Genomic DNA, 18,769 nt, shown 5'->3' with positions numbered 1-18,769 from the left:
GTGGTCTTGCCGTGGTCGACGTGGGCGATGATGGCGACGTTGCGCAGGTTCATTTGACTATCAGACGTGCAAGGCGGCCGGCCCGGTGAAACGATGGGGCGGGCCGCTGGGTTCAGGCGACGGTGCGGGGAGCGCGCGCCTCTTACAGGGGCGAACGCGGAAACGCCAGTGCGCGAGGAACACGCACTGGCGTAGCGGCCGCCCTTCTCTCTCAGGAAAAGGGCGGGGTGAGGGCGGTCAGACCCTGGCCGAGCGTCCCCGGACCCAGGCGTAGAGGGCGAAGGTCAGCACCGCGAAGGCCGCGATGCCCGCCGTCATGGCCGGCCAGGTCGACCCTTCGGGCAGCATGGCGAACGGCGCGTCGTCGCCGGTGGCCACGATCACCCCCGCCGTCATGACCAGGAACAGGCTCTCGCCCACGATCAGGCCGGACGCCAGCAGCACGCCCATCCGGCGGCCGACATCGGCGAACCGGGTGGTCTTGATGACCTTGTCGTAGACCCAGCCGCAGATCGCCCCGATCACCAGCATGGTGGTGACGGCGGCGGGCAGGTAGAAGCCGATGCCGACGGCCAGCGGCGGCAGCTTCATCTTCCCTTTGGTGGCGCCGTTCAACACCGCGTCCAGAAGGATGATGACGACGCCGATGGCGGCGCCGAGACCGATCAGGTCCCAGCGCAGATCGCCGCCGATCACGCCGCGCGCCAGCGCCGAGATCAGGGTAGCTTGCGGCGCCGCCAGCGGCTCGTCGGCGATGCCCGTCGGACCGCCCTCGAAGCCGAAAGCCTTGTTCAGCAGGTTGAGGATCAGCGGGATGACGAGGGCGCCGGCGACGACGCCGACGATCAGCGCGGTCTGCTGGCGCCACGGCGTGGCCGCGACCAGCTGGCCGGTCTTCAGGTCCTGCAGGTTGTCGTTGGCGATCACGGCCACGGCGAAGACGACGGCGGTCACGATCAGGGCGAAGGCCACCACCGACGGATCGGCGGGCAGTCCGGCCAGCGCCAGCACGCCCAGCATCAGCACCGAGGCGATGACGATGGCGAGGATGCCCACGCCCGACACCGGGCTGTTGGACGATCCGATCAGGCCGGCCATGTAGCCGCAGATGGCCGCGACCGCGAAACCGATGAAGACGACGTAGATCAGGCCGCCGCCGACAAGCAGGGGCATCGAGCCCGCCAGCGTCGGATTGCTGTTGGCGAACCAGGCGAGGATGAGTCCAATGCCGATCAGGCAGGCGACCGACAGGCCGGCGACGATGTTGATCGGGATGTCCTGTTCGGTGCGGTCCAGCACCTCGCCGCTCTGACGGCGGCGGTTGGCCGCCAGGGCCGAGGTCAGACCGCCGACCAGCGGTCCGGCCAGCTTGATCAGGGTCCAGATGGCGGCCACGCCGATCACGCCGGCGCCCATGAAGCGCACCTCGCGGCTCCACACCGTGCCGGCCAGCTCCTCGGCGCCGACGCCGGGCTCCAGCGTGGTGGCGATCGAGGGAATTCCGTTTGCAGTCAGCCAGGCGATGGTCTCGGGCGAGGTGAGGATCGGCACCGCGATCCCCCAGGCCAGAAGCAGGCCGAACAGCTGCGCCAGGCCGACGCTCAGGCCAATCAGGTGACCGGCGCCGAGAAGCGCGAACTGCATGCCGAAGCCCATGCCGGTGGCTCCGCCGCCCAGCGACAGGGGCAGTTTGATGAATCGCGCCGCCTCGCCCGCGAACACGCGGCCCGCCACCAGCAGGGCGTAACCCGCCGACACGAGGGCGCCGGTGATCACGACCCACAGGCCGGCGGCGTTCTCTCGCACCGCGCTGTCGGTCTGCTCGGCTCCTCGCGAGCCCACGGTCAGAACCTCGGCGGCGGCCACGCCCTCGGGATAGGGCAGGCCGGCCTCGACCACGAGGGCGCGGCGCAGGGGGATGGAGAAGGTGACGCCCAGCACGCCGCCGAAGACGCAGATCAGCACCGATTCCCAGAACGGAAACTCCAGCCACCAACCGACCATGACCAGGCCCGGCAGCACGAAGATGATCGAGCTCATCGCCCCGCCCACGGAGGCGACGGTCTGCACCGTCATGTTTTCCCAGATGGTCGAGGTCTTGAACGCCCGGAGGATGGCCATGGAGATGACCGCCGCCGGGATGGCCGAGGCGAAGGTCAGCCCGACCTTCAGGCCCAGATAGGTGTTCGCGGCGGTGAAGATCACCGCCAGGATGCAGCCCAGGACCAGCGCCCGGAGCGTCAGTTCGATGCGCTTGCCGCCGCTGGTCGGCGCGCTCGCGGGTGTGTCGGTCATTGCAGGCCCTCTCCCTTGTTGGCGGGAAGTAAGCCGGAAACACGGCGGGCGTCGAGAGGCGGCCGCCGCAAGACCGCGCCGGATTGACTCGCGAGCCTCCCGGGCGGAGCTTCACCGCGACGGGGAGACACCATGATGCGCAGGATCGTGACCGCGGCCGTACTGGCGATGCTGTGCGTCGGCGGGGCCGCCGAGGCCCAGGGCGAGGGGCCCGCCGGGATCGTCAAGGGACGCCAGGCGGCCATGATGCTGTCGGGCGTCGCCATGGGGGCGATGAAGTCGGCGATCGACGCCCTCCAGCCCCCGGCGAGCCAGCGCTTCAACACCCGCGCCCTGGCGCGCTGGGCCCACGCCGTCCCCGGCATGTTCCCGGCCGGGACCGGGGCCGAAGCCGGCGTCCAGACCAATGCGAAGCCCGAGGTCTGGAGCGACCGCGCGGGCTTCGAGGAGAAGGCCGCCGCCTACGCCGCCGCCGCAGACCGGCTGGCCGAACTCGCGGCGGGCGAGGACGCCGCCGCCTTCGCCGCCCAATGGACGGCCGTGCGCCAGAGCTGCCAGTCGTGCCACGACGTCTACAAGGCCGGGTGACGGACGACGGCTGCGGCTTCTCTGCTGGCATTCCGCGGAATTGTAGCCCGGTAGCCGGGACAGTCTTCCGCGAAAACAGGCGCTTGCTTGTTTCTCGAAGCTGTTTGTCCGCCGCAGAGCGGGCCGGGCCTATACTCTCGACGTCGCCCGGTCTTTGACAATCGATCCTCCGCCGCCCCGCCCAGGAGCCGCCGTCCCTTGCCTGACCAGCGCCCGGTCAATGCCGACTCTGCGGACTCCGCCACACGTTTTTTCCGCCGACCTCGACCCGACGATGTAGACTCTGCCGACGCCGCCTCATGTTTTTTTTGCATCGCTCCCGGACTCCCCATGCCCGAACTTCCCGAGGTCGAGACGGTTCGCCGCGGACTTCAGCCGGTGCTCGAAGGCGCGGAATTGACCCGCGTGCGCCAGAACCGCCCCGACCTGCGCTTCCCCTTCCCCGAACGGTTCGCCGAACGGCTCGAAGGGGCGACCGTCGAGCGCATAGACCGCCGGGCCAAATACCTGCTCATGCCGCTCTCGACCGGCGAGACATGGGTCACTCACCTCGGCATGACCGGCCGCTTCACCCTCGACGGCGAGCAGCTCGGCGAGTTCGAGGAGGCCGCGCCCGTCGCCGGCAAGCACGAGCACGTCAGCCTGTGCGCCGTGAACGGCCGCACGACCACCCGCGTGGGCTTCGCGGACGCCCGCCGCTTCGGCTTCATGGGCCTGATCCCCACTGACGGGGTCGAAGCCCACCCGTGGTTCTCCGGTCTCGGCCCCGAGCCGCTCGGCAACGCCTTCTCCGGCGCCCATCTCGCCGAGGCCTTCGCGGGCAGGAAGCAGAACATCAAGGTCAGCCTGCTCGACCAGCGCGTCGTTGCGGGTCTGGGCAACATCTACGTCTGCGAGGCGCTGTACCGCGCCCGCGTCTCTCCGCTCGTCGCCGCGGGCAAGGTGTCCAGACCACGCCTGGAACGACTCGCCGCCGTCATCCGCGACGTCCTCAACGACGCCATCGCGGCCGGCGGATCGACCCTGCGCGACTTCGCCAACGCCGACGGCGGGCAAGGCTATTTCCAGCATCGTTTCGATGTCTACGGACGCGAGGGCCAGCCGTGTTCCGGCGAAGGCTGCAAGGGCGTGGTCAGGCGCACGGTGCAGGGCGGCCGCTCGACCTTCTGGTGTCCCGCGTGCCAGAAACGGTGAGGCCATGACCGATCACCGCATCATCCTGTTCCGCGGCATGAACACCGGCGGCGTGCGCGCGCCCGTCGGCGAACAGCGCGCCATGGCCGAGGAAATGGGACTGAAGAACCCGCGCACGCTGCAGGCCAGCGGCAATCTCGTGGTCGAGAGCGGCAAGGCGACCACGACGCTCGAGGGCGAGATCGAGGCGGAGATGGCGCGGCGCTTCGGCCTGAAGATCGCCGCCATGGTCCGCACTCCCGACCAATGGGCGAAGCTGATCGCCGCCAACCCCTTCCCGAAGGAGGCGGCCGCCCATCCCGCCAAGGTCCTGGCCATGGTCATGAAGGACGGGATCCGGGACGGCGCGCTGGAGGCCTGCCGCGCCCTTGCCGAAGGCGGCGAGCGGGTCGAGGCGGCCGGCGACGTGCTCTATTTCTGGTTCCCGAACGGCCAGGGCCAGTCCGCCATATTCAGGAAGGCGACGCCGCGCCTGCTCGGCATGGGCACCGGCCGCAACTGGAACACGGTGCTCAAGCTGGCCGACATGGCCGGGGCGAAGGTGAAGGCATGAGCCATCGCAGGACCCAGCTGTGGATCAGCCTGATCGTCGGCATTGTCGTCTGGGGCGGCTATTTCACCCATGTGATCCAGAGCCTCCGACGTGGCGACACCGGCGGCCTCGCCTTCTGGTTCCTCGGCGCCCTGGCGCTGGTGATCGGACTCGAGGCGGTGGCCACCGGCCTCATCACCTGGCTGTTCCGCCGGCGTGCGCGGGTGCTGGACGAGGGCCCGACGCTTCAGGCCGCCCTGCAGGCCAGCCATGTGGCCCTGATGCTGCTGATCGTCATGGTGCTGGCGCTGGCCGCCCTGGTGGCCATGCCCGCTCTTTTCGGATCGAACCTGATCGGCATCTCGCCCGATGCGCCGGTCATCGGCGCCAACCTGCTGCTGGCCATGGTGGTGGTCGCCGAACTGGTCCGCGCCGCCTTCACCCTGGCCCTGATCCCGCGACGCTGACTTCCGCCGCGCGTCTCGCGCGGATAGACAGGCGCCAGACAACGGAGCGCACTCATGGCCGACAGCTATTCCACCCTTCTGATCGAGCGCCACGCCGACGGCTATGCGGTGGTCACCCTGAACCGGCCCGAGGCTCTGAACGCGTTGAACTCCGCCCTGTTCAGGGACCTCGCCGCCTTCCTCGACGCGGTCGAGCACGACGACAGCGTTCGCTGCCTGATCCTGACCGGCTCGGGCGACAAGGCCTTCGCCGCCGGCGCCGACATCAAGGAGATGTCGGACCAGTCCTACGCCGACATGTACAAGGCCAATTTCTTCTCGCTCGGCCACGACCGGATCACCCGCTTCCGCAAGCCGATCATCGCCGCGGTCAACGGCTTCGCCCTGGGCGGCGGCTGCGAACTTGCCATGCTGTGCGACTTCATCGTGGCCTCGGAGAAGGCGAAATTCGGCCAGCCCGAGATCAACCTGGGCGTCGCCCCGGGCATCGGCGGCTCGCAGCGGCTGACCCGGCTGGTCGGCAAGTCCAAGGCCATGGACATGATGCTGACGGCCCGGATGATGGACGCCGCCGAGGCCGAGCGCGCCGGACTGGTCAGCCGCGTGGTCCCGCACGAGACCCTGCTGGACGAGACCCGCGCCATCGCCGCGAAGATCGCGTTCCAGAGCCCGCTGGCGGTCATGGCCAACAAGGAGATGGTCAACGCCGCACTGGAGACGACCCTGACCCAGGGCGTGCAGTTCGAGCGCCGGCTGTTCCACTCCCTGTTCGCGTTCGAGGACCAGAAGGAGGGCATGGCCGCCTTCATCGAGAAACGGAAGCCGAACTTCACCGGACGCTAGCAGCGGCTCAGACGACGCCCGCGATCAGGCCCCTCGTGAGGGCCTGATCGGCCGTCAGGTACCAGTTCTCCTGCGCCTTCTCCTCCAGTTCGGCGAGCGTCACGTCGCTGCCTGCGATCAGCTCTCTGAAGCCCCAGGTCTGCACCTCGATGCCTATGTCGATCTCGGCGAGCAAGGCTTCGACCCGCGGCCTCTCAGCCTTGAGGAAGTTCGACAGCTCGAGCGTCTTCGTCAGCTTGCGGCAGTGGACCATCAGCACGCCGTGCCGGTCCATCCAGCGGTCCTCCTTGCGGAATGCGGCCATGATGGTGGCCCCCGCGGAGAAGACGGTGGTCTTGCCGAAGAAGAGTGGAGTACGGCCCGTGCGTTCCCGGTAGAGGCGGATGTCGGCGGCGATGCGTCGACCGACATCCGCGTCGCCGCCGACCGTGGTCAGCTCCACCACTAAGGGATTCGATGAGTCCGCCGCCGCCAGAAACTGCTCCTGGAAGGCGGCGAACATCTTCTCGTCGACCGATCCGCTCAGTCGAACCTGCGGTTTGAATACGGCGTCCGGGGGGCCGGCGTCCGCCGGTCGGGGCGCTGAAACCAGCCCGGGTTCCTGGTCCTTGGCCATGGCCCCCTCCCGTCACACGATCCGGTCGGGGTGGGTCTGGGTGCCCGGCGGCAGGCCGTCCACCTCCTGGTACGGATCGTCGGTCTCCTCGATCGAGAGGATGGATTCGCCTTCAGACATCAGCGGCACGGCGGCGTCGCCCGCCTGCACGTCCGTTTTCGAAGGCACCTTGATCACCCGGCTCGAGCCGCCCTCGACGCCCACGGTCACGCGATAGGTTCGCATCGGTCAGGTCCCGAAACCGCCGGAGCCGCCGGCGCCGGCCGCACCCTGGCCCCCGGTGGCCGGCTCGGCCTGATCCCGTCCGGGAGGGGCGCCGCCCTGATCGGGCCGCCGCCCGGCGGCCGTCTTCGCATGGCTGGGATCCGGGGTGCGCTCGTTCTGCGGATCGTCGTTCAGAGGTCGGCTGGTCATCACACTCTCCTGCTGGCGAAAGGACAACGGCTCCGCGTCAGTGGGGTTTCAGGACGACCTTCGTCCACTCGTCCGGATTGTCGTGGAAATTCCGGTAGCCCTCGGCGGCCTGCTCCAGCGGCAGCCGGTGGCTGATCAGGTCGGTGGTGTCGATCTTCCCGTCCAGGATCAGCTCCAGCAGTTGCGGCAGGTATTTCTGCACATGGGTCTGGCCGGTCTTGATGGTCAGCCCCTTCTGCATGAAGGCCCCGATCGGCAGCTTGTCACCGAAGCCGCCGTAGACGCCCGGCACCGACACCCGCCCGCTCTTGCGGCAGGCCATGATGGTTTCGCGCAGCACATGCTGGCGATCGGTGCCCAGCCTCGTCTCCTGCTTGACGGCGTCGAGGATGTTGTCCGGCGCGAAGCCGTGCGCCTCCATGCCGACGGCGTCGATGCAGGCGTCGGGGCCGATGCCGGCGGTCATCTCCATCAGGGCCTCGCGCACCTTGACCTCGTGATAGTTCAGCACCTCCGCGCCATTGGCCTTCGCCAGTTCGAAGCGGCGCGGCAGGTGGTCGATGGCGATGACCCGTCCCGCCCCCATCAGCAGGGCGCTCTTGATGGCGAACAGGCCGACCGGGCCGCAGCCCCAGATGGCCACCGTGTCGCCGGGCTCGATCTCCGCGTTCTCGGCCGCCATCCAGCCGGTCGGGAAGATGTCCGAGAGGAACAGCACCCGCTCGTCCTCGATGCCGTCCGGCACCACGATCGGGCCCATGTCCGAATAGGGCACGCGGGCGTATTCGGCCTGCCCGCCGGCATAGCCGCCGGTCATGTGCGAATAGCCGTAGATGCCGGCCATCGGGTAGCCGTAGGCGATCTCGGACATATCCGACTTGTCGGCCGGGTTGGAGTTGTCGCAGGCCGAGTACTGCTGCCGGCCGCAGAAGAAGCACTGGCCGCAGGCGATGACGAAGGGGACCACGACCTTCTGGCCGACCTTCAGGCTGGTGTTCCCGCGCCCGATCTCGACCACCTCGCCCATGAACTCATGCCCGAGGATGTCGCCGTTGGACATGCCGGGGATCATGCTGTCGTAGAGGTGCAGGTCCGAACCGCAGATGGCGGTCGCGGTGATCTTGATGATGGCGTCGCGCGGATTGACGATCTGCGGGTCGGGGACGGTGTCCACCTGGACATTGTGTTTTCCGTGCCAGGTCAGGGCGCGCATGGAGGTCTCTTTCGTGGATCAGAAGTGGCGGTCGGCGCGGGGCGCGGCGTCGGGGGCCTTCGAGGTCGGGATCTCGCCCGTCTCCATCAGCTGCTTGAAGCGGCGCAGCTCGCGGCGGGCCTGAATGCGCGGCTCGCGCTGCAGCACCTTGGCCACCACCTTGCCCAGCCGGCCGGCCGGCGGGTCGTAGCTGATGAACACCCGGACCTCGGTCCCCCGTCCGAAGGGATTGTCGCGGAACTCGATCCAGCCCTCGTGATCGACGTCGCTCTCTTCCAGCGAGCGCCAGGCGATGTATTCGCCGGGCCGCTCCTCGGTGATTTCGCTGACCAGTTCGAAGTCCGCCCCGGCGGGGCCGGCGATCATCCAGCTGGAGCGGCCCGACTCCATGATCTCGACGGACTTCACATTCTCCATGAAGGCCGGGAGGTTCCGGAAGTCGCGCCAGAAGTCGTACAGGTCCTGGCGCGGGCGGTTGATCATCACGGCGCGGACGCTGGAGGCCTGGTGTTCGCCCTCGACCCGGTCGCTGTCGGTGAAGGCGGTGGACTCGACGTCCGCGTCGGTCGACATCTGGTGTCCGGTCATGGCGGCTCCTTCCGGTCCGCCAACCCGATGCGCCGCCGGTTCGTTCCCTTCGTTCGCCGACCTGTCGCGTGGCGCTTGAACCCCCCGCCCCTTTCGGCTATAGCCGCGCGCTCTTGAGATTTTCGCGCCGTGGACGTGTGCTCCGCGGCGTTTTCCGTTCGAAGGTTTGACTGATGGCCAACAACCCCGGCGCCAAGAAAGCGATCCGCAAGATCGCCGCCCGCACCGAAGTGAACAAGGCGCGCCGCACGCGCGTCCGCACCTTCCTGCGCAAGTTCCAGGAAGCCGTGACGGGCGGCGACGCCGGCGCCGCCAAGGCCGCTTTCGTGGAGGCGCAGTCGGAGCTGATGCGCGCCGTCACCAAGGGCGTGGTTCACAAGAACACGGGCTCGCGCAAGGTGTCGCGCCTGGCCGCCCAGCTGAAGAAAATGTCGGCCGCCTGATCTGACGGCGGCGGACGGCCTTTCACAAGGCTGTCACGGTAAATTCGAGTGATTTCAACGGCGAGAGAGCAACGGCTCCCTCGCCGTTTGCACGTGCGCCGCTAACCTTCGCCATCCGGAATTGTGCTCGCCTCAGTGGCGAAATCGAGGATTCCGTTGACTGCGTTTGGCTTTAGCGGAGTCAAACAATTTAACTGCATTCGGCGAATCGAATCAGCGTTGACGCCCCCCTCTCCCGGCGTAAGTTTGGGGCTCTAACGCACTTCCATCCCCACACGGATGAACACGGCGCGGGACCAGTTTCGCGTCGGCGTGAGATGTCTGATCGAGAGCATGACCCCACCCGGGCGGCGTCCAGCCGCACCGGACAGGAGAAGTCGTCCCCGATCCAGGCCGCTCGAAGGGCGTCAGGTGATGGAATTCTACACGGGTGGCTGAACATGGCGGGGGGCGCACAGATGGCGGGGATGACCGATCCGGATCGGATCTGGACCGAGGCGGCGGGTCGCCTGCGCAGCGAGATCGGCGAGGGGGCGTTCAGCTCCTATATCGCTCCCTCGGCGGTGCGGGCCGACGGCGCCGGCCAGCTGATCCTCGTCACCCCGACCGCCTACGCCCGTGACTGGGTGCGCAAGAACGCCCTGCGCCGCATGAACGAACTGTGGCTGGGCCTCGACGGCCTGTCGCGCCGCCTCGAGGTGCGCTGCCGCGCCGAGATGGGTTCGGTCGCGCCGGCCTCGCAGGTCGCCGCTGGCCGCGCCGAGGCGCCCGCCGCCAACGTCGTGCCGATGCCGATGGCCACGGTCGGACCCGTCGCCGACGGCGCCCGGGCCGTGCGCGCCGCCGGCCTGCAGGAGCGCCTCAACTTCGACAGCTTCGTGGAAGGCCAGGGCAACGCCTTCGCCCTCGCCATCGCCCGTCAGGCCGCCTGCTGGGCCGACGGCCACTTCAACCCGATCTTCTTCTGCGGCCCCTACGGCTACGGCAAGACCCACCTGCTCAACGCCATCGCCTGGGAGGCCCAGCGCCTGAAGCCGGACGCCAAGGTGGTGTATCTGACCGCCGAGCGCTTCCTGTCGACCTTCGTGCGCGCCATGCAGGACCGCTCGACCGCGGCCTTCAAGGAAAGCCTGCGCGGCGCCGACATGCTGCTCATCGACGACGTCCAGTTCGTCGGCGGCAAGGCCTCGACCCAGGACGAGCTGCTGGCCACGCTGACCAGCCTGATCGAGGACGGCAAGCGCATCGTCCTGTCGGCCGACCGGCCGCCGATGGCCCTGACCGAGGTCGAGCCGCGCCTGCGCAGCCACCTCGCCTCGGGCCTGACCTGCCCGGTCGAGCCGGCCGACCGCGCCCTCAAACTGGCCGTGGCGCGGAACCGCATACAGGCGCTCGCCAACCTCGGCGTCGTCTCCGGCGAGGCCCGGCCGGACGTGCTGGAGCATCTGGTCGACCGCACCCCCGGTTCGATGCGCGAGCTGGAAGGCGCCGTGAACACCCTGGCCGCCGTCGCCGGCGCCCGGCTGTCGGCCCTGACGGTGGACGAGACCCAGACCCTGCTGGGATCGGCCCTGCGCGGCGGGCCCGAGCGCCGCATCACCGTCGACGAGATCCAGAAGACCGTCGCCGAGCATTTCACCCTGAAGCAGGCCGACCTGCTGTCGGAGCGCCGCACGCGCTCTGTCGCAAGGCCGCGCCAGATCGCCATGTGGCTGTGCAAGCAGCACACGACGCGGTCCTATCCCGACATCGGCCGGCGCTTCGGCGGGCGCGACCACACCACGGTCCTGCACGGCGTGCGCAAGATCGAGGAGCTGATGGCCCAGGACGATCAGATCGCCCGGGACGTCGAGGCCCTGACCCGCAAACTGCGGGGCTAGGTCCGGGGCCGGGCCCCAAAAAAAACGGGGGGCGGAGTCGGCGGAGTCGGCAGCGTCGGCTTCGGCGACAGGGGGGGGGCGGAGTCGGCAGAGTCGGCATCGGCCGTAGGGATTTTCAACGACCTTGCGATGTCGCCTTGTCGACGTTCGGCGCTCCTGAAGCGGAGCGGCGGCGTTTCGATTGTCAAAGACCGGCAGAGCTGAGAACCGCATTATGCGCCCGGTCCTTTGTCAGGCGCGTCGAATGGCCCGAGAATTCATCAGGCGACTGACATCGCGGGCGATTTTCCGCCCAATCCGGCTATAATTCCCCGGATTGCCAGCACAGCGTCACGGACCGTTCGCCCGCCCCGGGGCTTTGTCCACAGACAGTGGCCGCCTCTTCCCTGCCCGCGCGCTCGCGGACGCCCGCCCCTTCCTTGCTCCCGCGCGTCAATCCGCTAGTGTCCAAAGCCCTCTATTCGCGGTGACGCCTTGAGTCGCCGCACCCCGGGCGAGACCACATGCAGCTGACCATCGAACGATCCGCGCTCCTCAAGGCCCTCGGGCACGTGCAGAGCGTGGTGGAGCGGCGCAACACCATTCCGATTCTGTCCAACGTCCTGCTGAGCGCGGGCCGCGACAAGCTCAGCTTCGCCGCGACCGACCTCGACATGGAGATGGTCGACGAGGCCGAGGCCCAGGTGAACGTCGAGGGCCAGATCACCGCCCCGGCCCACACCCTGTACGAGATCGTCCGCAAGCTGCCCGACGGGGCCGAGGTCTCGCTGTCCTACTCCGGCGACGACCCGCGGCTGGTGGTCCAGGCGGGCCGGTCGAAATTCAATCTGCCGGTGCTGCCGGCCGGCGACTTCCCGGTCATGTCGACCGACACCTCGGGCACGCGCTTCACCCTGCCCAAGGAAGACCTGGCGCGGCTGATCGACAAGACCCGGTTCGCCGTCTCGACCGAAGAGACCCGCTACTATCTGAACGGCCTGTATCTGCACACCGTGGCCGAGGCCGGCATTCCGCTGCTGCGCGCCGTGGCCACCGACGGCCACCGTCTGGCCCTGGCCGAGACCCCGGCCCCCGAGGGCGCCGCCGGCGGCCCCGGCGTCATCGTGCCGCGCAAGACGGTGGATCAGGTGCGCCGCCTGCTCGACGATGGCTCCGGCCCGGTCGAGATCATGGTCTCGCCCCAGAAGATCCGCTTCGAATTCGGCCAGGCCAGCCTGACGTCCAAGGTCATCGACGGCGCCTTCCCCGACTACATGCGCGTCATTCCCAAGGGCAACGACAAGCAGGCCGACATCGACAACACCCTGTTCGCCCAGGCCGTCGACCGCGTCGCCACCATCTCGGCCGAGAAGAGCCGCAGCGTGAAACTGGCCTTCGACCTCGACCGCGTCACCCTGACGGTGCGCAACATGGAGGCCGGCCAGGGCGTCGAGGAGGTCGAGATCGGCTATTCCGAGGAGCCGTTCGAGATCGGCTTCAACGCCCGCTACCTGCTCGATGTCGCCGGCCAGATCACCGGCGAGACGGCGCATTTCAAATTCGCCGACCCGGCCAGCCCGACGCTGGTGCTCGATCCGGGCGACCCGGGCGTGCAGTATGTGCTGATGCCGCTGCGGGTTTGAGTTTCAGATTCCGCTCATCCCGGCGAAAGCCGGGACCCAGTGCTTTCGTTGCGTACGGAGGTTCCGGTTGGCGTTCTTCACCTACATCGTCGCCAGCCGTCGCAACGGGACGCTTTACACCGGCTCGACCGACAATCTGGTCAAGCGGATCAACCAGCATCGCGACGGCCATTTTGATGGCTTCACCGCGAAGTACGGCGTGGCCCTGCTCATCTGGTTCGAGGTTCACGAGACCCGCCACGCCGCCTTCGTTCGGGAGCGCCAGATCAAGGAATGGAAGCGGGTCTGGAAGCTCGAACTGATCGAAAAATCGAACCCCGGCTGGATCGACCTGCTCGATACGTTTGGACTGCCCGACTGAGCTTGGGCAAAAGGACTGGGTCCCGGCTTTCGCCGGGATGAGCGGATTTTTGTAAGCCTTGATCCAGTCCCTCACCCTCACCGACTTCCGCTCCTATGCGAGCGCGAGCCTGTCCATCGGGGCGGGGACGGTGGTGCTGCATGGGCCGAACGGGGCGGGGAAGACCAATCTGCTGGAGGCGTTGAGCCTGTTCACCCCGGGCAAGGGGTTGCGCGGGGCGAGCGCGCCGGAGATGGGGCGGCGCGAGCCGGGCGAGGCCGGGGGCCGGGCCTGGGCCGTGGCGGCGGTGCTGACCGACGACGAGGACGAGACGAAGCTGGGCACGGGGGTGCAGTCGCCCGGCGCGGCGCGGCGCATGGTGCGCATCGACGGCGAGACGGCCCAGCCGGGGCGGCTGCTCGATCACCTGCGGCCGGTGTGGGCGACGCCGGAACAGGACCGGCTGTTCTCGGACGCGCGGGCCGAGCGGCTGAAATTCTTCGACCGGCTGGTGTTCGCGGCCGACCCGGATCACGCCGCCTCGGTGTCCGCCTATGAGAAGGCGCTGCGGGAGCGGCTGCGGCTGCTGACCGACGGGGCGAAGGGGCAACCCGCGGATCCGCTGTGGCTGGATGCGCTGGAGTTGAGGCTGGGAGAGGCCGGGGCGGCCGCCGCCCTCGCCCGGGCCGCCGCCCTCGTCACCCTGCAGGCCGCCATCGACGAACGGGGCGACCGGCCGTTTCCGCAGGCCGACCTGGGGCTGGCCGGCGAGGCCGAGGCCATGGCCGCGGACGGCGCCGATGCGACCGCCATCGCCGCTCGGATCCGCGAGGGGATGTCCGCCTCACGCGCCCGCGACGCCGCGGCCGGCCGGTCGCTGTATGGCCCGCACCGCTCGGACCTCACCGCCCTGCACCGCGAGAAGAACCGGCCCGCCGCCGAGGGCTCCTCGGGCGAGCAGAAGGCGCTGGTGCTGAACCTGATCCTCGCCCAGATCGCCCGCCTGGCCGATCAGGCGGCCGCGCCGATCCTGCTGCTGGACGAGGCCCCCGCGCACCTCGACACCCGCCGCCGCGCCGCCCTGTTCGACGAGATCGAGGCGCTGGGTCTGCAGGCGTTTCTGACCGGCACGGAGGCGGAGCTGTTCGCACCGCTGCGGGGCCGGGCGCAGTTCGTGAAGGTGGAAGGCGGGGGGTTGGTGGTGGAGGGATAGAGCTTCTCCCGCCCCACCGTCATCCTCGGGCCTGACCCGAGGATCAGAGGCGAGAGGCGAGCTGTGCCTTACGGACGGCCCTGCGACCGCGCCCGTGCGCCGTTCGACGGAGCACCGGACGGTCTGGTCCTCGGGTCAGGCCCGAGGGTGACGGCAGAAGGATGGATCGGTCACCCCAGCTCCGCTTCCAGATCGGCGAGGCGCGCCGCCTGGTCTTCGGCGATGAGGGCGTTGAGCATGGGGTCGAGGTCGCCCTCGAGGATCTGGGGCAGGCTGTGCAGGGTCAGGCCGATGCGGTGGTCGGTGACGCGCCCCTGGGGGAAGTTGTAGGTGCGGATGCGCTCGGAGCGGTCGCCGGAGCCGACCTGCGACTTGCGGGCGCTGGAGCGGGCGAGATCCTTCTCCTGCCGCTGCATGTCGTAGAGGCGGACGCGCAGGTTCTTCATCGCCTTGTCGCGGTTGACGTGCTGCGACTTCTCCGAGGAGGTCACCACGATGCCGGACGGCAGGTGGGTGATGCGCACCGCGGAATCGGTCTTGTTGACGTGCTGGCCGCCCGAGCCGGAGGCGCGGAAGGTGTCGATGCGGATGTCCTTGTCGTGAATCTCGATCTCGACGTCCTCGACCTCGGGCAGGACGGCGACGGTGGCGGCGGAGGTGTGGATGCGGCCGCCGGCCTCGGTGGTCGGCACGCGCTGGACCCGGTGCACGCCGCTCTCGAACTTGAGCCGGCCGAACACGCCCTCGCCGGTGACGGTGGCGATGATCTCCTTGTAGCCGCCGGCCTCGCCCTCGGTGGCGCTGTCGACCTCGACCCGCCAGCCGCGGGTCTGGGCGTAGCGGGAATACATTCGGAACAGGTCGCCAGCGAACAGGGCCGCCTCGTCGCCGCCGGTGCCGGCGCGGACTTCCAGCACGGCCGAGGCGTTCTCGTCGGCGTCGCGCGGGGCCAGCAGCAGGGCCACGTCGCGCTCCAGCTCCGGCAGCCGGGCCTTCAGCGCCTCCAGCTCCTCCGCCGCCATCTCGGCCATCTCGGGATCGGCGGCCATGGCCTCCAGATCGTCCATCTCGGCGCGGGCGCGGGCGAGGGCGGAGACGGCGTCGACCACCGGCTTCATTTCCGCGTGCTCCTTCGACAGGCGCACGATCTCGGCCCCGTCGCTGGCCGAGCCCATGCGCGCCTCCACCTGGTGGAAGCGGTCGAGCACCTGATCGAGCCGGGCCTGGGGCAGTCGCAAGGGCGGGATTTCCTCGTTTGACGGGAGGGGAGCCTTAGCGCGACGGCCGCCGATCTGTCGATGGACCGGCGCGCAACCAATTGCGCGGACCCGGCTTTCATCGGAGAAGCAACGCTTCGGCGACGCCAGGGGGCGCATGGACACCTTTCTGCTCTTCCTGCTGGTGGGCTTCCTGGCGCAGGCCGTCGACGGGGCCCTGGGCATGGCCTATGGCGTCATCTCATCCTCGGTCCTGCTCGCGCTCGGCGTCCCGCCGGCGACGGCCTCGGCCAGCGTGCACGGGGCGGAGGTCTTCACCACCGCCGCCTCGGCCGGCAGCCACGTCTGGCATCGCAATGTGGACTGGCGCCTGCTGCTGCCGCTGGCGGTCGCCGGGGTGATCGGCGGCTGTCTCGGGGCCTATGTGCTGACCGGGATCGAGGGCGAGGTCATCAAGCCGTTCGTGATCGTCTACCTGGCGCTGATGGGCGCCTACATCCTGTGGCGGGCCGGGCACGATATCCGCATCCGCCGCATCGCCTCATGGGTGACCGGGCCGCTCGGCCTCGTCGGCGGGTTTCTGGACGCCGTGGGCGGGGGCGGCTGGGGGGCCACGGTGTCCTCGACCCTGGTCGGGGCGGGGCAGGAGCCGCGCCGGGCCATAGGCACCGTCAACACCGCCGAATTCTTCGTCGCCGTGGCCATCAGCGCCGCCTTCGTCTGGGCCCTGCTGTCTGGCCACTGGCGCGACGCCGACGCGCTGCAGAACCACGCCTCGGCCGTGGCCGGCCTGGTCATCGGCGGGCTGGCGGCCGCCCCGTTCGCGGGGCTGATCGCCAAGCGGGTGCCGCGGCGCGCGCTGGCCTATGCGGTCGGCGCCGTGCTGCTGGCCCTGGCCGGCTTTCAGGGTCTGCAATTGGCCGGGGTGGTGGCCTGAACGACAAGGGGCGGGACCGGCGCCGGCCGGTCCCGCCCCTGTTCATCGGTCCGTCCGTCGGATCAGCGCGCGGTGGCGCGGAACCGGGTCAGGAACTGGCGGATGTTCTCCTGGATCGACTTCTCGTTGGCGAGGCGGAGGCGTTCGGCGCCGACGAAGGCCTCGCTGATCGTGGCGGTGCCGGTGGCCGAGACCGTCTCGTTGAAGATGACCTGGCCTTCGCGGCTGACGCTGTAGCGGATCTGGCTGGTGACCGACATGTCGAGACCGACCATCGGCTGCTTCAGGTCCACCAGGCTGGCGGTGACCGTCATCGGGCGGCCCTCGGAGCCCATGTAGCCAGCGGCGGCGAGCGAGGATTCAAGCGCCGTCTTGAAGTCGGCGTTCGAGACCTGGGCGGTCCACAGCGGATTGGTGTCATTGCCCCCGGAGACGTTGACCGTGGTCACCGAGTGATAGCCGACGTCGCCCGGCGCGGCGGTCAGGGCGGGCGTCGCGGCCAGGGCCATGGCGTCCGGACGCGACGGGGTGGCGCAGGCGGCCAGTCCCATCAGGGAAGCGCCGGCGGCGAGGACGGCGAGGCGACGGATCAGCGGGCGGTTCATTGCGGGTTTCCTTGAGCGGCGGGAGCGGCGGCGGCGGCCTGACGGGCGGCCTCGGCCTCGGCCGCGGCGTGCTCGGCCGGCGTCAGCAGATTGACGACCAGCGGGTTGGGTTTCAGGTCCTTCATGGCGCCCGAGTTGGCGTCGACCGTCATGCCGATCAGGCCGCCGACGAGGACGTTGCCGGCGAAGCCGGCGCCGCCGGCGCCCGACATGCCGCTGTCGATCTCGTGCTCCTGGGTGACGTAGCCGTCCATCGAGACGGTGGCCCGGAAGGCGTCCTTGCGCGGCATGCGGAAGGTGCAGGGCGTCGCGTCGCACTGGAAGCCGTTCGATGTCGACACCTGGGCGCCCGAGGGCGTGCTCTCGACCGTGAAAGTCTGTGTCGTGCCGCGCGTGATGGTGGCGCACGCAGGCAGGGAAAGCGCCGCGCCGACGAGTACGAGCGCGCGCGCGCCAAGGCGCGCGTGGCGGATGGAAATCATGAAAGCCCCCAAGAAATGCGGGTCCACCCCCCGGCGAACCTCGCCTCTACTTGGCATTGCAGAAGCGTAGCCGTCAATCCGTCAGACGAGAATCCGGCCGCGACAGTTTCGCCCCCGTCCGGTCAGCCCGGGCGGGTTTCGGCGAAGCTGGTCCGCGCCTCGAGCGCCGCCTGCAGCGCGACCAGGCCCGGACGGCCTGTCTTCCAGTCGAAATCCGGATGACGGAAGCCGATCCAGGTCACGGCGACCCCGGCGGTGATCACGCCCATGTCGAGACGCGCCGCGTCGGGCCCGGCGGCTTCAAGCGCGTCGAGGGCCCGGCCCATGTTGGCCGTCCAGCGCTCGATCCACGACGGCGAGCGCTCGTGTTCGGGCCGGCGTTTCTCCAGAACCAGCTTGACGCCCATCTCAAGCGCGCCGTTGGCGAGGGTCTCGAGCCGCCGCACCCGCAGCCGCTCGCTTCCGCCCTCGGGCAGCAGGCGCGGCCCCTCGCCGAGGGCGTCGAGATATTCGCAGATCACCGGACTGTCGTTCAGCGGCAGGCCGTCCGCGGCGATCAGGGTCGGCACCTGCACCAGCGGGTTCGAGGCCAGCAGTTCCGGGGCGTTGGCGTAGGGATCGACCGCGATCTCCTCGATACGGCCGGACAGCCCCTTCTCGCGCGCAACGATGCGGCATTTGCGGGCGTAGGGCGACGGGACGGTGATGTAGAGCTTCATGTCACTCCGCGGCGTGAAGGGCGGGGGCGGCGGCGCGGGCGGCGTCCAGCTCGGCGGCCTTGGCCTCGACCAGTTCGACGATGTGGTCGATCATGCCCTCGTTGGCGAGCTTGTGGGCCGTCTTGCCGTCCAGATAGACCATGCCCGAGCCCTTGCCGCCGCCGGTGAAGCCGACGTCGGTGTAGAGCGCCTCGCCGGGTCCGTTGACCACGCAGCCGATGATCGACAGCGACATCGGCGTGGTCACATGGGCCAGCTTCTCTTCCAGCACCCCGACCGTCTCGATGACGTTGAAGCCCTGCCGCGCGCACGACGGGCAGGCGATGATGTTGACCCCGCGGTGGCGCAGACCCAGCGACTTGAGGATGTCGAAGCCGACCTTGATCTCCTCGACAGGGTCGGCGGCCAGCGAGACGCGGATCGTGTCGCCGACGCCGGCCCAGCGGAGGTTGCCCATCGCGATGGACGACTTGATCGTGCCGGTGCGGAGGGGCCCCGCCTCGGTGACGCCCACATGGAGCGGGCAGTCGATGGCCTCGGCCAGCTGGTGGTAGGCGGCGA

The 18,769-nt window shown here is 69.2% G+C and carries 22 protein-coding genes; 11 read left to right on the top strand and 11 right to left on the bottom strand.

Features of this window, described 5'->3' with window-relative positions; all coding sequences use genetic code 11:
- Positions 1 to 237: 237 nt before the first annotated feature.
- Positions 238 to 2,295, bottom strand: a complete 2,058-nt coding sequence (locus VGD32_RS06025) for an OPT family oligopeptide transporter (RefSeq protein WP_331030998.1) — start codon at positions 2,293 to 2,295, stop codon at positions 238 to 240.
- 132 nt (positions 2,296 to 2,427) lie between these two features.
- Between VGD32_RS06025 and VGD32_RS06020 the strand changes: the two genes are divergently transcribed.
- From VGD32_RS06020 to VGD32_RS06000, 5 genes are all read left to right on the top strand, one after another.
- A complete protein-coding gene (locus tag VGD32_RS06020) occupies positions 2,428 to 2,883 on the top strand; it encodes a cytochrome c (protein WP_331030997.1) in 456 nt (151 codons plus the stop codon).
- A 330-nt stretch (positions 2,884 to 3,213) separates the two neighbouring features.
- Entirely contained in the window at positions 3,214 to 4,077 is an 864-nt protein-coding gene (mutM, locus tag VGD32_RS06015) for a bifunctional DNA-formamidopyrimidine glycosylase/DNA-(apurinic or apyrimidinic site) lyase (RefSeq protein ID WP_331030996.1), read from the top strand.
- A gap of 4 nt (positions 4,078 to 4,081) precedes the next feature.
- Positions 4,082 to 4,630, top strand: coding sequence for a DUF1697 domain-containing protein (locus VGD32_RS06010; protein WP_331030995.1), 549 nt, complete (start codon positions 4,082 to 4,084; stop codon positions 4,628 to 4,630).
- Positions 4,627 to 5,076 carry a hypothetical protein gene (locus tag VGD32_RS06005; protein WP_331030994.1) on the top strand — a complete coding sequence of 150 codons (450 nt, stop codon included), beginning with the start codon at positions 4,627 to 4,629 and terminating at the stop codon, positions 5,074 to 5,076. The genes VGD32_RS06010 and VGD32_RS06005 overlap by 4 nt, the downstream gene beginning before the upstream one ends.
- Positions 5,077 to 5,130: 54 nt before the next feature.
- Positions 5,131 to 5,919, top strand: a complete 789-nt coding sequence (locus VGD32_RS06000) for an enoyl-CoA hydratase-related protein (protein WP_331030993.1) — start codon at positions 5,131 to 5,133, stop codon at positions 5,917 to 5,919.
- Between the two features lie 7 nt (positions 5,920 to 5,926).
- Here the strand turns inward: VGD32_RS06000 and VGD32_RS05995 are convergent, their stop codons facing one another.
- Genes VGD32_RS05995 through VGD32_RS05975 form a run of 5 tightly spaced genes read right to left on the bottom strand, consistent with a single transcriptional unit; the run spans position 5,927 to position 8,750 of the window.
- Positions 5,927 to 6,535: a peptidase S14 gene (locus VGD32_RS05995; protein ID WP_331030992.1), complete on the bottom strand. Its 609-nt coding sequence runs from the start codon at positions 6,533 to 6,535 to the stop codon at positions 5,927 to 5,929.
- Between the two features lie 12 nt (positions 6,536 to 6,547).
- A complete protein-coding gene (locus VGD32_RS05990) occupies positions 6,548 to 6,760 on the bottom strand; it encodes a hypothetical protein (RefSeq protein WP_331030991.1) in 213 nt (70 codons plus the stop codon).
- A gap of 3 nt (positions 6,761 to 6,763) precedes the next feature.
- Complete coding sequence (locus VGD32_RS05985) at positions 6,764 to 6,949, bottom strand: hypothetical protein (protein ID WP_331030990.1); 186 nt, start codon at positions 6,947 to 6,949, stop codon at positions 6,764 to 6,766.
- 37 nt (positions 6,950 to 6,986) lie between these two features.
- The gene (locus VGD32_RS05980; protein WP_331030989.1) at positions 6,987 to 8,162 is read right to left on the bottom strand and encodes a zinc-dependent alcohol dehydrogenase; all 1,176 of its coding nucleotides are present in this window, start codon (positions 8,160 to 8,162) and stop codon (positions 6,987 to 6,989) included.
- 18 nt (positions 8,163 to 8,180) lie between these two features.
- Positions 8,181 to 8,750, bottom strand: coding sequence for an SRPBCC family protein (locus VGD32_RS05975; RefSeq protein WP_331030988.1), 570 nt, complete (start codon positions 8,748 to 8,750; stop codon positions 8,181 to 8,183).
- Positions 8,751 to 8,923: 173 nt separating this feature from the next.
- On the opposite strand from VGD32_RS05975, the gene rpsT reads away from it, so the two are divergent.
- The 5 genes from rpsT (at position 8,924) to recF (ending at position 14,248) form a co-directional block, all read left to right on the top strand.
- A complete protein-coding gene (gene rpsT / locus VGD32_RS05970; protein ID WP_324813111.1) occupies positions 8,924 to 9,193 on the top strand; it encodes a 30S ribosomal protein S20 in 270 nt (89 codons plus the stop codon).
- 434 nt (positions 9,194 to 9,627) lie between these two features.
- A complete protein-coding gene (gene dnaA / locus VGD32_RS05965) occupies positions 9,628 to 11,073 on the top strand; it encodes a chromosomal replication initiator protein DnaA (RefSeq protein WP_414644352.1) in 1,446 nt (481 codons plus the stop codon).
- A gap of 503 nt (positions 11,074 to 11,576) precedes the next feature.
- Positions 11,577 to 12,695, top strand: coding sequence for a DNA polymerase III subunit beta (gene dnaN / locus VGD32_RS05960; protein WP_331030986.1), 1,119 nt, complete (start codon positions 11,577 to 11,579; stop codon positions 12,693 to 12,695).
- A 67-nt stretch (positions 12,696 to 12,762) separates the two neighbouring features.
- A complete protein-coding gene (locus VGD32_RS05955) occupies positions 12,763 to 13,056 on the top strand; it encodes a GIY-YIG nuclease family protein (RefSeq protein WP_331030985.1) in 294 nt (97 codons plus the stop codon).
- Between the two features lie 58 nt (positions 13,057 to 13,114).
- Complete coding sequence (gene recF / locus VGD32_RS05950) at positions 13,115 to 14,248, top strand: DNA replication/repair protein RecF (protein ID WP_331030984.1); 1,134 nt, start codon at positions 13,115 to 13,117, stop codon at positions 14,246 to 14,248.
- Between the two features lie 170 nt (positions 14,249 to 14,418).
- Here recF and prfA read toward each other — a convergent pair whose 3' ends face one another.
- Positions 14,419 to 15,486: a peptide chain release factor 1 gene (gene prfA, locus VGD32_RS05945; RefSeq protein WP_331030983.1), complete on the bottom strand. Its 1,068-nt coding sequence runs from the start codon at positions 15,484 to 15,486 to the stop codon at positions 14,419 to 14,421.
- Between the two features lie 136 nt (positions 15,487 to 15,622).
- Between prfA and VGD32_RS05940 the strand changes: the two genes are divergently transcribed.
- The gene (locus tag VGD32_RS05940) at positions 15,623 to 16,402 is read left to right on the top strand and encodes a sulfite exporter TauE/SafE family protein (protein WP_331030982.1); all 780 of its coding nucleotides are present in this window, start codon (positions 15,623 to 15,625) and stop codon (positions 16,400 to 16,402) included.
- Between the two features lie 62 nt (positions 16,403 to 16,464).
- On the opposite strand, the gene VGD32_RS05935 is transcribed toward VGD32_RS05940, so the two are convergent.
- The 4 genes from VGD32_RS05935 to VGD32_RS05920 form a co-directional block, all read right to left on the bottom strand.
- Positions 16,465 to 17,007, bottom strand: coding sequence for a hypothetical protein (locus tag VGD32_RS05935; RefSeq protein WP_331030981.1), 543 nt, complete (start codon positions 17,005 to 17,007; stop codon positions 16,465 to 16,467).
- Positions 17,004 to 17,489 carry a translation initiation factor 2 gene (locus VGD32_RS05930; RefSeq protein ID WP_331030980.1) on the bottom strand — a complete coding sequence of 162 codons (486 nt, stop codon included), beginning with the start codon at positions 17,487 to 17,489 and terminating at the stop codon, positions 17,004 to 17,006. The genes VGD32_RS05935 and VGD32_RS05930 overlap by 4 nt, the downstream gene beginning before the upstream one ends.
- Before the next feature lie 122 nt (positions 17,490 to 17,611).
- Positions 17,612 to 18,208, bottom strand: a complete 597-nt coding sequence (locus tag VGD32_RS05925; protein WP_331030979.1) for a glutathione S-transferase N-terminal domain-containing protein — start codon at positions 18,206 to 18,208, stop codon at positions 17,612 to 17,614.
- 1 nt (position 18,209) lies between these two features.
- Positions 18,210 to 18,769: flavodoxin-dependent (E)-4-hydroxy-3-methylbut-2-enyl-diphosphate synthase (locus VGD32_RS05920; protein WP_331030978.1), on the bottom strand; the 560-nt coding region annotated here is incomplete at its 5' end.

This window comes from Brevundimonas sp., assembly GCF_036402095.1.
In the GTDB taxonomy this organism is placed as follows: domain Bacteria; phylum Pseudomonadota; class Alphaproteobacteria; order Caulobacterales; family Caulobacteraceae; genus Brevundimonas.
Note: the sequence above shows the minus strand (reverse complement) of the source record. Positions and strands in the feature narration are given on the sequence as shown.